This window comes from Pseudomonas sp. DY-1 (assembly GCF_003626975.1).
Lineage (GTDB): Bacteria > Pseudomonadota > Gammaproteobacteria > Pseudomonadales > Pseudomonadaceae > Metapseudomonas.
Genome location: NZ_CP032616.1, coordinates 1,769,011 through 1,782,503, shown reverse-complemented (window position 1 = coordinate 1,782,503; position 13,493 = coordinate 1,769,011). Strand labels below are relative to the sequence as shown.

Sequence of the window (13,493 nt, the reverse complement as noted above, 5' to 3'; positions counted from 1 at the left end):
CGTGAAAAGGGTGCAGGCCGGTTACAAGGTACAGCCGCTGTCCGCATTCCTCGGCCAGTCGGCTCCGGCCGCGGTAGCTGCCGTCGACTTCCGCGTGCCGCTAAGCGCCGAAGAAGAGCGCAGCAGCCTGGAGATCTTCAACCAGTTGAACTTCGTTCTCGGTTACTGCCCGATCCATCCTTCCGAACGGAGCCTGATGGAGCGCTTTGCCCGGCTGGGCATCGGCCCCGGCCTGACCTTTGACGGGCAGTCCCTGCCTGCGGATATACGCGAAGCCATCGCGGCTGGCATTGCTGACGCCTGGCGGGACTTCGAGGCCCTTGGCCAGCGGGTCGCGCGAGGCGAAGTCTCCACGACGCGTTTCCTCGGTAGCCGCGAATTCCTCGGCAACAACTACTTGTACCGGATGCGCGCGGCGGTCACCGGCCTCTATGGCAACGACAAGGAAGAGACCATCTATCCGCCGTTCTACCTCGACGCCCAAGGGCAGAAACTGGATGCGTCGCGCCATCGGTATACCTTGCGTTTCGCCCCTGGACAGCTACCCCCGGTCAACGCCTTCTGGTCGCTGACCCTATACGACGCTTCGCGACTGCTGGTGGCCAACCCACTGCAGCGCTACCTGATCAATTCGCCGATGTTGCCGCAACTGAAGCGCGATGCCGATGGCGGCCTGACCCTGTACATCCAGCACCAGTCGCCGGGCAAGGCCGATGAGGCCAACTGGCTACCCGCGCCGGACGGCCCGTTCTATATCGCCGGCCGTCTGTATTGGCCGAAGCCCGAAGCCCTCGATGGCCGTTGGAAGGCACCGAAGATCCAGCGCGTCGACTGAGCTACAGGGTTCGCCTGACCAAGCCGCGCGAAATCCTCTAAGGCCGCGGGCTTCTCCCTGATGGGGAGAGGCCCGTTTTTTGGTGCGACGCGTGGGCCAGGCCTTTGTAGGAGCGAGCTTTGCTCGCGAAAGTTTGCGCTCGGGCTGTTCGCGGGCAAGCCCGCTCCTACAGGTGCGGTGGGTGAATAAGGTGCCGGGCTTGGGTCAGAAAAAAAGGCCGTCACAAGGACGGCCCAAAGCTCCGTTCCGGCGGTCGACACCCGCCGGCCCCTTTCCGCCGCCCGCTTGGGGCGGGCGGCGGAATCTCAGAGCAACGAATCTTCCATCTCCAGAACCACGTCGCCGCCCTGGATCACGATCCGCGACAACCCCTCGGCACGTGGCAGCAGATGCTCGGCGTAGAAGCGTGCGGTCTGCAGCTTGCCGCGATAGAAGTCCTGGTCGGTGGTTCCCGCCTTGAGCTGGCCATGGGCGGCAAGCGCCGAGCGGGCCATCTGCCAGCCACCGGCCACGGTGCCGAACAGCTCCAGGAATGGCACCGCCCCGGCCAGAACGCGAGACGCCTGGCCGTTGAAGTTCGCCACGATGAACTCCACCGCTGCGTTCAGCGCTACCACGGCGCTGGCGAGGGCGCTGGCAATATCCTGCAGCTGCGGGTCATCTGCCCAGACAAGACGCTCCATGACGTAGCGCATCCGTTTTGTCACCTGCCCGATGGCCTTGCCGCCATCACGGGCTATCTTGCGGCCGACGAGGTCGGACGCCTGGATGCCGGTGGTGCCTTCGTAGATGGTGGTGATGCGTGCATCGCGCAGATGCTGGGCGGCGCCGGTTTCCTCGATGAAGCCCATGCCACCGTGGATCTGCACGCCGAGGGAGGCGATGTCCACTGCATTCTCGGTGCCGCAACCCTTGACCACGGGGATCATCAGGTCGACGAAGGCTTGCCATTCCTCGCGGCGTGCCGGGTCGGGATGGCGTTCGGCACAGTCCATTGCGGCGGCGACTTCGCAGGCGATGGCGCGCATCGCCTCGGTGCGGGATTTCATCGACAACAGCATGCGGCGGACATCCGGGTGGCGAATGATCGCCACCTTGTCACGACTCTTCGCGCCGGCCTCGGTGCCCTGAACACGCTCGCGGGCGTAGCCGAGTGCACGCTGGTAGGCACGTTCGGACAAGCCGACCCCTTCGATACCTACGGAGAAGCGCGCGGCGTTCATCATGATGAACATGTATTCCAGCCCGCGATTCTCTTCGCCCACCAGCCAGCCCAGGGCACCCTCGTTGTCGCCGAAGGCCAGTACGGCGGTCGGGCTGCCATGGATGCCCAGCTTGTGCTCGATGGAGGCGCAGCGCACATCGTTGCGCGCCCCCAGGCTGCCGTCGGCTTCCACCAGGAGCTTCGGCACCACGAACAGCGAGATGCCTTTCACACCCTCAGGCGCGCCTGGGACGCGGGCCAGTACCAGGTGCACGATGTTGTCGGTCAAGTCGTGCTCGCCATAGGTGATGAAGATCTTCTGGCCGAACAAACGGTACGTGCCGTCGTCCTGGGGCTCTGCGCGGCTGCGCACGGCGGCGAGGTCCGAACCGGCCTGGGGTTCGGTCAGGTTCATGGTGCCGGTCCATTCGCCGCTGATCATTTTCGGCAGGTAGGTTTCCTTCAGATGGGAAGACCCGCAGAGCTCGATAGCCTCGATGGCGCCCCGGGTGAGCATGGGGCACAGGCCGAATGAAACGTTGGCGCCGTTCCACATCTCTTCCACCAGTGCCGAGATCAGTCGCGGCAGGCCCTGGCCGCCGAATTCCGGGTGGCAGGAGAGGGCGTTCCAACCGCCTTCGACGAATTGCCCGTAGGCCTCGTGCCAGCCTTTTGCGGTGGTCACTTCGCCTTCGTGCCAGCACGCACCCTCACGGTCGCCGATGATGTTCAGGGGCGAGAGCACGCCCTGGGCGAACTTGCCGGCCTCACCCAGGATGGCATCGACGAGGTCGGCGCCCAGGTCTTCGCAGCCGGGCAGTTCACTCACTTGTTCCAGGTATCCCAGTTCGTTCAGGACGAACTGCATGTCGCGCAGGGGAGCTGCGTATTCGCTCATGGCTGAGGCCTCAATGGGTGATTCAATAGCTGTGGAAGCCGCGGCCGCTCTTGCGGCCGAGATGGCCGGCCGCAACCAGGTCCTTGAGCAGCCGGGCGGGGCGGTACTTGGGATCACCGAAGCCGTCGTGCAGGACCTGCATGATGGCGAGCAGGGTGTCGAGGCCGATCATGTCGGCCAGGGCCAGTGGTCCGATGGGGTGGTTGCAACCCAGCTGCATTCCGGTATCGATGTCCCGGGCACTGGCGAGGCCTTCCTGGAGCACGAAAACGGCTTCGTTGATCATCGGGATCAGGATGCGGTTGACGACGAATCCCGGAGCGTTGTCGACGTTGATGGGTGTCTTGCCGACCGCCTTGGCGAAGGACTCCACTGCGGCGTGGGTCTGGCTGGAGGTCTGCAAGCCGCGAATCAGCTCCAGCAGTTGCATGGCCGGTACGGGATTGAAGAAGTGCACTCCGATGAAGCGCTCGGGGCGCTCCAATACGGCAGCCAGCTGGGTGATGGAGATGGACGAAGTGTTGGTGGCGATCACTGTGTCGGATGAAACCACTGCTTCGATCTGACGCAGGATGCGCAGCTTGAGCTCGAGATTCTCCGTAGCGGCTTCGATTACCAGGTCGGCTTCGGCCAGGCTGCTGTAGTCAGTGGTGGCCTGCACCCGTGCCAGAGTCGCTTCGCGCTCGCTCTCGCAGATCCTCGCTTTGCGAACCTGGCGTTGCAGGCCCTCGTTCACGGCGGCCACGCCTCGGGCCAGGGCAGGTTCGGTGACATCGATCAGGATGACGCTCAGGCCAGCGGAGGCACAGACCTGGGCAATGCCGCTGCCCATGGTGCCGGCCCCGATCACGCCGATTCTGTTGAGGCTCATGGAGAACTCCGGAGGTTTGCGAAATCAATCGCGCAGAGTTCAACAGAAGGTCGGCATGAATGGCCCACCCCGGAGGGGTAGGTGGGTCGGGAAGCTGCGGGTTTGGTGAGGGGGCTGAGTTGTCTCGGATTCAGACGGCTGGCTGCTTCAGGACTGCCCAGGCCTCGCAGGCGCGAGTCACCCCTCGTCCTCTGGGAGAGGGGGGGGGATAGGGTTGTTTCAGGCTGGCGCATTGAAGGGGCTGCGCTCGAAAGTCAGTGCACGTTGCTCTCGTCCTTGGCCGTTACCTGTTGCCAGCCACCGCCCAGGGCCATGAACAGGCCGATCTGCGCCTGGACGACCTGGCTCTGGCTGGCGGCCAGTTGTTCGGCGACTTGCGCCTGGGTGCGCTGGGCTTCCAGTTCGGCCAGGAAGGACTCGCGGCCGGCCTGGTAGAACGCATGTGTCTGCTCGGCGCTCAGCTGAGCTGAACGTGCGGTTTCGTCCAGTGCAGCACGTTGCTGCAGGGCGGCGGTGTATTGGGCGAGGGCCGTCTGGGTTTCGCGAAAGGCATTGAGCACCACACCGTCGAAATGGGCGAGCGACGCCTGGGTGGCGGCCTCGGCCTGCTGCACGCGGGCACGGGCGCCGGTGGTGGGAATGTTCCAGTGGATGAGCGGGCCGAAACCCCAGTGCTGGGTCGACGGGTCGCCCATGTCGTCGAGGATGCCGATCAGGCCGGTCGAGGCGCCGATGCTGATGTCCGGGTACAGCTCGCCGGTGGCGACGCCTATGCGCGCCGTGGACGCGGCGAGCTGGCGTTCCGCCTGGCGAATGTCCGGCCGGCGCTTGAGCAGTTCGGCGCCATCGCCCACTGGCAGCGGCTGGGTGAGTTCAGGCAGATGACGGCATTCGGTGACACCACGCGGCAGCGCCGCTACCGGCTGGGCCGTGAGCATGGCCAGCTGATAAATGCCTGCCTGCTGAGCGGCCGTGTAGCGCGGAAGCGCGGCGCGCAGCGATTTGAACTGGGTGGCCGAGCGCGTCACTTCGGTTTCGTTACCGCGCCCTGCAGCGTGAAGTTGTTGGGTGAGCTCCAGGCTCTGGCGCTGCAGATCCAGCGAGTGCTGGGCGACTTCGCGTTCCTCGTTGGCCGAGCAGACCTGCGCATAAGCGCTCACAACCCGTGCCACGACGTTGATACGGAGCAGGTCGGCAGCGGCCTGCGCGGCGTCGGCGTCGGCGCGGGAAGCCTCGACGCCACGCTGGAGCTTGCCGAACAGGTCGAACTGATAGGACAGGCTGGCGTTGAGGTTGGCGAAGTTCACCACCGGCACTTTTTCCATCAACAGGAACTGCTGGCCGGCAACCTGGGTGCGCTGCAGGTCGGCACTCAGTGACGCCTCGAAGCCGCCACGATCTTCCGCTTCATGCACCTGGGCGGCGGCGCGGCCGAGGTTGGCGGCGGCCACGCGCAGGTCGGTGTTGGCGGCCAGTGCCTGCTCTACCAGGCGCTCGAGTTCCGGCGCGTGGTACAGGCGCCACCAGTCTGCCGGTACCGGTGTGGAGACGACCGATGCATCGGCGGTGGCGAGTTCCCCCTGGGCTTCGACCCGTTTGATCGCGGCGTCTCCAGGCAGTGCGTAGTCGGGGCCGACCACCTGGCAGGCGGAGAGGCTCAGGGCCAGGCTGAGACTGGCTGCGAGCGGGCGGAGTCTCATGGTTTCACCGGTGCTTCGAGGATGGAGACGGTGGCGGTTCGCCCCGCCACCATGCGGAAGTCCTCCGGTACCTCATCGAACAGGATGCGCACCGGAACACGCTGGGCCAGGCGCACCCAGCTGAAGGCCGGGTTGACATTGGGCAGCAGGTTGGCGCCGCTGGTGCGGTCACGGTCTTCGATGGCGGCGGCAATGCTGTGCACGCGGCCGGTCAGGCGGCGGCCATCACCCATCACGCGGATGTCCACGGCCTGGCCGATGTGGATCTGGCCGAGCTTGGTTTCTTCGAAGTAACCGTCCAGGTGGAAAGAGCCCTTGTCCACCACCGACAGCACGTTGTGCCCGGCGCTGACGAACTCTCCTGCTCGGGGCGCCCGGTCGTTCAGGTAGCCGTCCACCGGACTGGTGATGACGGTGCGGGCGAGGTTGAGCCGGGCGCCTTCCACCGTGGCTTCGGCTTCGGACAGCGCAGCGCTGGCGCGCAGCACCGAAGAGTCACTTGCCTCGACGATTTCCTGAGCGACGAGCCGGCCCAGGGCACGGTTGCGTGCCTGCTCGCGGCGGGCCTGGGCAAGGGTTTCGCGGCGGTCGTCGCGCATGGCCTGTGCCTGTTGCAAGGCGACCTTGAATCGCTCCTGGTCAATCACGAAGAGCACCTGGCCTTTGCTGACCGGCTGGTTGTCATGGACCTCCACCTTGTCGATCAGGCCCGAGACATCGGGCGCCACCTGGACCACGTCCACGCGGATATGGCCATCGCGGGTCCAGGGTGCGAACAGGTAATAGCTCAGCATCTGCCAGATCAGTACGGCGGCGACGGCAACGGCGAGCAGGGTGACCAGCAGGCGGGCGGAGGAAAACGCGAGTCGTTTCATGATTGCATCAGGATTCGGCTGAAATGTTCGAGGGTGCCCAGCAGGGCTGCGTACAACGCGATGTTGAACAGCGCGCGGTGCCAGACCAGGCGATAGACATGCAGGGCATTCAGGAGCTTCTGCAGCGGCAGGTAGACCAGGTAGGCCAGAAGCATCAGCACCAGGGCGGTGGGCAGGAAGACTCCGAAGATATTGATGTCGCCAATCACAGCGCTGCTCCGTCCAGGCCTGCGGGGATGGGTTGTTCCGCGCCTTGCACCGGTGGCGTGGCAAGTGCCGGGCGCAAGGCGGTTTCCAGCCCGGCCAGGGCATGCAGGACTGCCAGTGCGGTCTCTTCATGCTGCGGCGCGGCGGCGGCCACGGCCTGGCGGGCGTGTTCGATCAGGTTCAGCAGCGAGGGCGCTACGTCCCGGGCGACTGTGCTACGCAGGTTGCGCCGGAAGTGACGGCCGACGCCGCGCACCACCAGTTGCAGCGGCCGTTGCAGGTCCAATGGCAGCCGGCCCTGGTGGGCCTTGATGTCCAGCAGGTTGTAGGCGATGCGGAGTTCACGCTCGGCGCCGCTGCTGTCCTGGCCGCTCAGGTTCAGGCGCGGCAGGTGCTGGGCGAAACGGTCGAGCAGGCGTCCGGCGAGCCTGCGTTGGGCTGCCAGGGTGTCGGCGCGGCTCATGTCCGCGAGGTCCTGCCAGCTGGAACGGGTCATGCGCCGGGCCAGCAGTTCGGCGCCGAAGGGGCGGAAAACCAGGGTCCAGAGGAAGGCGAACAGCAGGCCGATGGGACCGGCCAGGTTGCTGTTGAGGAATACCTGTACGTTGGCTTCGTAGGCACCCTGGATGCTGATGAAGGTTGCGGTGTTCACCGCGATCAGGAGTGTCGGCAGGTAGAAACGAGGCTGCACGGTCAGGGTGCCGACGCAGATGAAGGGGCCGGCGAAGGCCAGCACCAGCAGTGGGAAGTCGTGGACGTTGGGCAGCACGAGGAACAGGTAGAGGCTGGCCAGCACCACGCTGAAGCTGGTCCAGATGAAGAAGCGCCTGATCTGCACCGCCGGTTCGTCGAGGGTGGCGAAGAAGCAGCAGGCCACAGCGGCCAGGACCACGGCGCTGGCACCGTCGGTCCATTGCAGCCAGATCCACAGCTGTGTCGCGACGAAGATGCCGAGGATGATGTAGGCGACGGAATACAGCATCAGGCCGCGGTCGAAGAAGCGCGCGCCACTGCCCAGGTGCCAGTGTCGGTAGACCGACGTCCAGGGAGCATGGTCGTCGCTGTCCAGGCGCTGATGCAGGTCGCGGCAGTCCTGCCAGAGGTCGAGCCATTGCCGCAGGCGATAGAGGCTGCTGCTAAGCAACGACTGGCCGGCATCTCCCAAGCTGCTGGCATGCGGCTGCAAGGCATCGAGCTGCCGGCGGAGTCGCGTGCGCGTCTCGTCATCCGCGTCGCCTTGTAGCCAATCGAGGCAGGCCCGCAGGCTTGGGGCAAGTCTCGCGGCCAGCCGTGGTGCCTTTTCCTGTAGGGCGATCAGGCTGTCGTGCAGGGTATCCGCCGCGGGCAACAACAGGGCCATGCGTTCACGAAGCTCACGGGCGTTACGCACGACGCGAGGGTGCGCTCCCTCGTGCGGCAGCTGGCCGATCATCAGCTCCAGGCCATTGAAGGTAGTGACCATGGCTGAGCGCAATTGCACCAGCCGCTTCAAGTCACGCGGGTGTTGCAACTGCAGGGCGCAATAGTCGCGGGCGTCGCCGAACCAGCGGCTGGAGTTGGCGGCGAGCACCGGAGCCAGCCGGCTGGGCCAGAACAGGCTGCCGACCACGCTGGCGCAGATGATGCCCAGGAGAATCTCGAGAAATCGCGAGTAGGCGAGGTCGAAGACCGCCTGTGGGTTGTCCACCACTGGCAGGGCAATCATCGGCATGGTGTAGCCGGCCAGCATCAGCGCGTAGTTGTCGGCGGTGCGTACATGCATCGAGAGGAACAGCATGCCGCCGGTCCAGAACGCCACCACGAGGCTCAGCAACAGGGGTTGCTGGGACAGCAGCGGCACGATGAACACGGCGGCGCTGGCGCCGAGCAAGGTGCCGAGCGCGCGGTACAGGGCTTTAGCGCTGGTGGGGCCGACGAAGGGGTTGGCGACGATGTACACCGTAGCCATGGCCCAGTAGGGGCGGGGCAGTTGCATGTACAGCGCGATGTACAGCGCCAGCATCGAAGCGGCGAAGACCTTGATCGAGTAGAACCAGTCGCGGGCGTTAGGCAGGTTGAACACGATCAGTGGGCCTGGCTGAACTGGTCGAAGGCGTCGAACACGCGCAGGGCGGCCTGCAAGTCGGCAGGCGACAATTGCGCCAGTGCCTGGCGGCGCAGGAGGATCAGTTCGTTCTCCAGCCTCTCGCTGAGCTCGCGTCCGGCGCTGGTGACACTGAGGGTCTTCGCACGGCGGTCGCTGGCATCTTCCTGGCGTTCGATCAGGCCTGCGTTGCACAGCTGATCGAGCAGGCGCACCAGGGACGGACCTTCGATACCGATGGCCTGGGCCAGTTGCACCTGGCGCACGCCACCGCCCAGCCGGCCAATCATCAGCAAGGGCCCGCAACAGGCCTCGCTGATACCGAACTTCGACAGGTTGGCCTGGCAGATGCGGCGCCAGTTGCGGCCACTGATGACCATGCGGCTGCTGACTTGCAGTTGAAGGGCTCCGACAGACATATATAAAGAGTGCTAGCTATCTATTAGGATGCTATCTAATCATTCGGTCGAATGCGCTTCAAGGGTGAAATCACGCAACAGTGTGTTTTGCTTCCGATGCTTGCGCGAACGCTCATTGCTACCCATAGGGGCGGCGGCCGAACGCTCTGCCACGGGCCTTTCCCTGGTGAACCAGTAATTTGCAGACAGATACCGCCATGCCAACTTCCCTATATTCAGTTCAGCAGTTCCGCGTGCTTGCACGGATTGACGCCTGGAAAGCTTCTCGTGCCATGTCGGGCGGGGTGACCGCGAATCACGGGAGGAGCGGGGTATGAATCGCAACGAACTGCGCAAGGCCGACATCAACCTGATGGTGGTGTTCGAGACGTTGATGCAGGAGCGCAATGTCACCAAGGCCGCGGAGAAGCTCTTTCTGGTCCAGCCCACCATCAGCGCGGCCCTGAATCGCCTGCGTGCGCTGTTCAACGACCCCTTGTTCGTCCGCGTCGGCCACCGCATGGAGCCAACTGCCCGGGCCGAGATGATCTCCCGGCACTTGTCACCGGCGCTGGATGCCCTGTCCGTGGCGCTCAGCCTGACTCACGAGTTCGACCCGTCCACCAGCAACATGACTTTCCGCATCGGGCTGTCGGATGACGTCGAGTTCGCACTGTTGCCGCCAGTGCTGCGGGCGTTGCGTAATGAAGCGCCGAACATCGTGATCGTGGTGCAACATGCCAACTATTGGCGGATTCCTGAGCTGCTGGCCAATGGCGAGATTACCGTCGGCATCGCCCAGACCCGCGACTTGCCGGCCAATGCCAGGTGCAAGCGCCTGCGCCGCGTCTACCCGAAAGTGCTGCGTGCGGACCCGGGCGACGCGCTCCTGACCCTGGATGAGTACTGCGCCAGGCCCCATGTCCAGGTATCCCACACGGCCAGTACCCACGGTTTGGCGGACGACTGGTTGCAGTCGATCGGACGCACGCGCCGGGTGGTGTTGTCGGTTCCGCAGTTCAGTGCCTTGCCGGCCTTGCTGGCGGACACCGATCTGCTGGTCAGCCTGCCTGATTACATCGCCGAAGCGATGGCCGCTTCCGGCCAGCTGCGTTACGAGTCGCTGCCCTTCGAAACACCCGAGCTGGACCTGGATATGGTCTGGCTCAGCATGCTGGACAGTGATCCGGCGGAAAGCTGGCTGCGCCAGCGCTTGCAGGACTTGATGGGGGAGGGCGACTGAAGGCCGTCCCGGGAGCGGGCGCGGGCGGTTGCCGGCGCCGATAATGACAAGGCGAGCCATTGGCTCGCCTTGTCATCATTCTTCGGGTTTCTTCGCCTGGGGCTTGGACCACTGCGACTTCTGACGTCCCGTATTCCATCCGGTCTTGCCGGTGGGGACCTCTGTGATCTCGCCGCCCTTCGACAGAAAGGCCCTGGTCTGCTCGTCCAGCTCGGACCTGGCACGGTTTGTTGGGTTATCAGACATGAGAGCACCTTTGATTTGTGAGCGCTCGAAAGCGAGGCCTACCCGTGACTATACAGGCTCGCCCTCCGGCCAACCCGCTATTTCGGCCGGTTGGCCAACGCGCCGGGTGCCGAGCCGCCAGAAAAAACTTTCCAATCTCGCCGAACCCTGTATTCTTCGCCCACTGCCTGCTCAGTCTTGCGGCACCGGCTTGATGTTCTGTCCTTTCGATGTTCCATCTCCTCGGCACCCTTCACTACGCATACAGTCATGGCTGGGCTTTCGCCTGACCGCTATTCCTACACCTTGGAGACAACATCATGGCAACTCGCCAGAACGGTACCGTTAAGTGGTTCAACTCTGAAAAAGGCTTCGGCTTCATCACCCCCGAGCAAGGTCCGGACGTGTTCGTTCACTTCCGCCAGATCGAAGGTGATGGCTACAAATCCCTGGACGAAGGTCAGCGCGTAAGCTTCCTCGTCACCGACGGGGCCAAAGGCCCTCAGGCTGAGCAGGTTCGCCCGCTGTAACAGCCGCGTCGAAAAAAAGCCCCGCGCCGTGCGGGGTTTTTTTTGGGCGGACGGAGACCTTCGGTCCGATATTGGATCGAAAGGAAGCTATTCGGGTTCTGCAGGTAGATAGTGGACTTTCCGCAACTGAGACTCGATCCGCCGGAGGTCACCATGTACAGACGAGACTTCCCGGAACACGCCGCCTGGCCCGAAACGCTCATCAATGGCGACCATGTGCTGGCCTTCATCGCCATTGCGCGGAACGGCAGCGACGACGAACCCTTCTTCTATCGCGTCTACGACGGCGCTTACTTTGCGCGCCAGTGCGACGCCCTCGAGGCCGCCAGGGATGCATTGAGCAAGCTCCTGCGCATCGACGAGCACCATCGTCCGGTTTTCAGCTCGGCGGAATGCTGAGCACCGACGTCGGTACCGCCGGGCTAAGCCACATTGGCGGGAGCGCAGCCTCGGCGCTATAGTCCGCGACCTTTCGATTTCCACATCTGGTGCGGTGCTATGGACGACGATCTCGACCTCCACGAACCCGAGCACGATCATCTGCTCGACAACGACGATGACCTGGATGACGAGTGCTTCGACGATGAAGACGACGATCCGCTCGACGCCGTGGAAGGGGAGTGCGATTACTGCGGCGAACTGACCGAACGCACGGATCGGCGTGGCCAGTTCGTTTGCGGGGACTGCGCTGACTTCGATTGAAGTCAGGCGAAATGCTCGCCCTGGTCCAACACGGCCAGAGCCCATTCTTCCTGCCCTGGCTCCACCAGCGCGGCGACTCGCCAGGTCCTGACGCGGCCAACGTCTACGTGGATGAACCCCTTGGATGGATAGAAGCCCACGCCACCGGCGCCGAGGGCGCGGACCAGCCTGCCCAGACGTTCGACGCTGACGCCGGGAATACGGATGTCGGCGGCCATGCCACGGATGTGCAGGGACTGCCGGGCGGCGCCTTCCAGGGTGGCGTTGTGCTGCGGGGTGCGATAACCGCTGCTCACCAGGATGCGGGTGGGGAGCTTGTTGATGCGAAGCCAGGCCTGGATGAGGAAAAGCAGGTCGAGCAATTTGACGTTGATCTTCACCGTGCTCTTGTACTTCACGTCTCGCAGGATGCGGCAGCCCTGACGATAGCCTTCCAGGTCCCAGCCCTTGCCCTTGCGGAAGTAGCAGAAGGTGGCGACTTCTCCTGCGGCCGGGCGTTCCAGGCGCAGGTGGCGATCACGATTGAGCATGCGTGCGTGGAGGTTGCGGGGGCGCAGCGTCACCTCGATCCGGCTGGCCAGGGCGTCGCCCGCGATAAGGGCCGCGCCGAATGCTGCGAAGGCCTTGAGTACCTGGCGTCTGGAGATTCCGGGAGAGGAGGCAGCCATGGGCGACCGCTCGCTGGGAGATCAGGGTGATCGACTATACACCCGGTTGCGAAAACTGCAGAAGATCGCGGAAAAAGCCCCGCATCGCGGGGCTTTTTCGTTATTCAACGGTGGCCTTTCCTGTGCCCGTCCCGGTCTCGGTCATCGTGGTCCCGGTGGCCGTCCCAGCCACCACGGTGATCGTCGTCATCGTAGTGATGGATGATGCAGCCGCTGTTGCTGGCGAGTACGACGGCCAGCAAGGCAATCTTCACGACTTTGGCAATCATGCGCGTTACCTCTCGGGCATGAGGGATCGGATTCCCCATGTCCTTGAGACAGGTAGCTGGAGAAAAGGGTCGATCAATCGCCCGGTTTTTCCAGTCGCCGGGCGATCTGCTCCAGCAGAACCAGGTCCTGTTCGACCAGGCGGCCTTCGCTGGCTGCACGGGTGAGGCGGTCGAGCACCTGGCGGGAGCGTGGACTCAGTGTCTGTTCCGGGCCGTAATGGCCGTCTTTCGATTCGGCAATCTGCATGACGGGATTGAGCAGGTCGTTGAGCGATACCTCCAGCGCCTTGGCGATGCGTTTGAGGTCTTCGAACGAGGGCTCGCGGGTATCCCGCTCGTAGTTGCCGATACGGGATTGTGATTCCCAGCCGCACTCGTTGGCCAGGGCCTGCTGAGAGAGTCCTTTCAGCTTTCTGTAGTGCGCGATGCGCGATCCAAGCGTGTTCATGCCGCGAATCTTAATGACGGAATGAATCGTCCTTGGCTCACTTATCGTGTTTGCATGGTGTGCAAAACGTGATTATGGTAGTCCGCAATCAACGGATTGCCAAGGGCGCTCAGGGATGATGGGGAAAACCCGCAGGGGCGGGACCGGTTCACCACCAGGGATACCAGCGCCCGGTAGCGCAGGCTGCTCGGGACGCGACGGGCCTGGTGCCGCAGGTCGTGATGCGGCGTGGCGGGACCGGTCGAGAGTTTGTTGCTGGTTCTGGGCCACAGGGCCGCCTGCGTGACGGCGCCTTACTGTCTCTGGTTGCCCCCTGTCCGTGCGAGCGGGCAGGGGG

16 protein-coding genes are annotated in these 13,493 nt (G+C 64.1%); 5 read left to right on the top strand and 11 right to left on the bottom strand.

The genetic code is table 11. The features are described 5' to 3' along the window. Positions 1–196: 196 nt before the first annotated feature. A complete protein-coding gene (locus D6Z43_RS28310) occupies positions 197–835 on the top strand; it encodes a DUF1214 domain-containing protein (protein WP_305955725.1) in 639 nt (212 codons plus the stop codon). Between the two features lie 305 nt (positions 836–1,140). On the opposite strand, the gene D6Z43_RS08595 is transcribed toward D6Z43_RS28310, so the two are convergent. From D6Z43_RS08595 to D6Z43_RS08565, 7 genes are all read right to left on the bottom strand, one after another. Then, positions 1,141–2,937 (bottom strand): acyl-CoA dehydrogenase C-terminal domain-containing protein, encoded by a 1,797-nt coding sequence (locus D6Z43_RS08595; RefSeq protein ID WP_120651542.1) that lies wholly within the window; start codon positions 2,935–2,937, stop codon positions 1,141–1,143. 22 nt (positions 2,938–2,959) lie between these two features. After that, entirely contained in the window at positions 2,960–3,808 is an 849-nt protein-coding gene (locus D6Z43_RS08590) for a 3-hydroxybutyryl-CoA dehydrogenase (RefSeq protein WP_120651541.1), read from the bottom strand. A gap of 254 nt (positions 3,809–4,062) precedes the next feature. Beyond that, positions 4,063–5,508, bottom strand: a complete 1,446-nt coding sequence (locus D6Z43_RS08585; RefSeq protein WP_120651540.1) for an efflux transporter outer membrane subunit — start codon at positions 5,506–5,508, stop codon at positions 4,063–4,065. Further along, positions 5,505–6,383, bottom strand: a complete 879-nt coding sequence (locus D6Z43_RS08580; protein WP_120651539.1) for an efflux RND transporter periplasmic adaptor subunit — start codon at positions 6,381–6,383, stop codon at positions 5,505–5,507. The genes D6Z43_RS08585 and D6Z43_RS08580 overlap by 4 nt, the downstream gene beginning before the upstream one ends. After that, positions 6,380–6,592: a DUF1656 domain-containing protein gene (locus tag D6Z43_RS08575; RefSeq protein WP_077523383.1), complete on the bottom strand. Its 213-nt coding sequence runs from the start codon at positions 6,590–6,592 to the stop codon at positions 6,380–6,382. Before D6Z43_RS08575 ends, D6Z43_RS08580 begins: the two co-directional genes overlap by 4 nt. Then, positions 6,589–8,658, bottom strand: coding sequence for an FUSC family protein (locus tag D6Z43_RS08570; RefSeq protein WP_120655221.1), 2,070 nt, complete (start codon positions 8,656–8,658; stop codon positions 6,589–6,591). Before D6Z43_RS08570 ends, D6Z43_RS08575 begins: the two co-directional genes overlap by 4 nt. Then, on the bottom strand, positions 8,655–9,092 hold the full coding sequence (locus D6Z43_RS08565) for a MarR family winged helix-turn-helix transcriptional regulator (protein WP_120655220.1): 438 nt from the start codon (positions 9,090–9,092) through the stop codon (positions 8,655–8,657). The genes D6Z43_RS08570 and D6Z43_RS08565 overlap by 4 nt, the downstream gene beginning before the upstream one ends. A 313-nt stretch (positions 9,093–9,405) precedes the next feature. Here D6Z43_RS08565 and D6Z43_RS08560 point away from each other — a divergent pair, with 313 nt between their 5' ends. Continuing rightward, entirely contained in the window at positions 9,406–10,314 is a 909-nt protein-coding gene (locus tag D6Z43_RS08560; RefSeq protein ID WP_120651538.1) for a LysR substrate-binding domain-containing protein, read from the top strand. A 75-nt stretch (positions 10,315–10,389) separates the two neighbouring features. On the opposite strand, the gene D6Z43_RS27845 is transcribed toward D6Z43_RS08560, so the two are convergent. Then, complete coding sequence (locus D6Z43_RS27845; protein WP_162945819.1) at positions 10,390–10,560, bottom strand: hypothetical protein; 171 nt, start codon at positions 10,558–10,560, stop codon at positions 10,390–10,392. 299 nt (positions 10,561–10,859) lie between these two features. Here D6Z43_RS27845 and D6Z43_RS08555 point away from each other — a divergent pair, with 299 nt between their 5' ends. The 3 genes from D6Z43_RS08555 (at position 10,860) to D6Z43_RS08545 (ending at position 11,771) form a co-directional block, all read left to right on the top strand. Next, on the top strand, positions 10,860–11,069 hold the full coding sequence (locus tag D6Z43_RS08555; RefSeq protein ID WP_120651537.1) for a cold-shock protein: 210 nt from the start codon (positions 10,860–10,862) through the stop codon (positions 11,067–11,069). A 153-nt stretch (positions 11,070–11,222) separates the two neighbouring features. Next, the gene (locus D6Z43_RS08550; protein ID WP_120651536.1) at positions 11,223–11,468 is read left to right on the top strand and encodes a hypothetical protein; all 246 of its coding nucleotides are present in this window, start codon (positions 11,223–11,225) and stop codon (positions 11,466–11,468) included. Between the two features lie 99 nt (positions 11,469–11,567). Beyond that, positions 11,568–11,771, top strand: a complete 204-nt coding sequence (locus tag D6Z43_RS08545) for a hypothetical protein (RefSeq protein ID WP_120651535.1) — start codon at positions 11,568–11,570, stop codon at positions 11,769–11,771. 2 nt (positions 11,772–11,773) lie between these two features. Here D6Z43_RS08545 and D6Z43_RS08540 read toward each other — a convergent pair whose 3' ends face one another. The 3 genes from D6Z43_RS08540 to D6Z43_RS08535 all read right to left on the bottom strand — a co-directional run bounded on the left by D6Z43_RS08540 (position 11,774) and on the right by D6Z43_RS08535 (position 13,156). Next, a complete protein-coding gene (locus tag D6Z43_RS08540; protein WP_120651534.1) occupies positions 11,774–12,439 on the bottom strand; it encodes a DUF882 domain-containing protein in 666 nt (221 codons plus the stop codon). A 104-nt stretch (positions 12,440–12,543) separates the two neighbouring features. Next, a complete protein-coding gene (locus tag D6Z43_RS27840) occupies positions 12,544–12,708 on the bottom strand; it encodes a hypothetical protein (protein WP_153920229.1) in 165 nt (54 codons plus the stop codon). A gap of 73 nt (positions 12,709–12,781) precedes the next feature. Continuing rightward, complete coding sequence (locus D6Z43_RS08535; protein WP_120651533.1) at positions 12,782–13,156, bottom strand: helix-turn-helix domain-containing protein; 375 nt, start codon at positions 13,154–13,156, stop codon at positions 12,782–12,784. Between the last annotated feature and the right edge of the window lie 337 nt (positions 13,157–13,493).